Origin of the sequence: Microbacterium sp. ZXX196 (assembly GCF_009709595.1) — a bacterium.
Lineage (GTDB): Bacteria > Actinomycetota > Actinomycetes > Actinomycetales > Microbacteriaceae > Microbacterium > Microbacterium excoecariae.
The window spans coordinates 1-864 of record NZ_WMEE01000029.1 but is presented as its reverse complement, the minus strand read 5'-3'; the positions used below and the strand labels follow the sequence as shown (position 1 = coordinate 864).

The following is an 864-nucleotide window of genomic DNA, read 5'->3' as shown; positions in this document are numbered from 1 at the left end:
CTAGGGCGTGTTGATCAAGAGGTTCAGGCTCAGGATCGGCGAGTCTCGATGGTGTGACGCGTCAGGAGATCTCGGATGAGGTGTGGGCTGTTCTGGAGCCGCTGATGCCGGTGCCGGTCGGCAGGTCGCGGCCGTGGACGGATCACCGTCTCGCGGTCGAGGGCATGGCCTGGAAGTACCGCACGGGGGCGCCCTGGCGGGATGTGCCGGAGCGGTTCGGGAAGTGGAACTCGATCTACAAGCGGTTCGCGCGCTGGGCCGAGGACGGCACCTGGGAGAAGCTGCTCGCCGAGGTGCAGAAGCAGTCGGACGCGGCGGGCAAGCTCGACTGGGTGGTGTCGATCGACTCGACGATCGCGCGCGTGCACCAGCACGGCGCGACCCTCAGCCGCGACACAGGGGGCTGTGTCGAATCACAAGAATCCGCGGGAAGAGCCGCCTGATCACGGGATCGGCCGCTCCCGTGGCGGGTTGACGAGCAAGGTGCATCTCGTCTGCGACGGGCGTGGACGTCCGCTGAGCTGGGTGATCACCGGCGCGAACATCAACGACACCACGATGATGACCGCCACACTCGAGCAGATCCACGTCCCTCGAGCTGTCGGCCGTCCGAGGCGGCGCCCGGATCGGGTGCTCGCCGACAAGGGCTACCCGTCGAAGAAGAACAGGGCGTGGCTGCGGGAGCGGAAGATCGCCGCGACGATCCCGGAACGCGACGACCAGATCGCGCACCGCCGCAGGAAGCCTGGCCGGCCCATCGACTTCGGGGAAGCCCAGCAGGAACGCTACAAGGGACGCAACGTCGTCGAGCGCTGCTTCAACAAACTCAAGCAATGGCGCGGCATCGCGATGCGCTCAGACAAG

General features: G+C 66.8%; 1 pseudogene. It reads left to right on the top strand.

What is annotated here, in order from left to right:
* Positions 1 to 53 precede the first annotated feature (53 nt).
* Positions 54 to 864 (top strand): annotated as a pseudogene (locus GJQ66_RS12105) (IS5 family transposase); the annotation flags it as partial.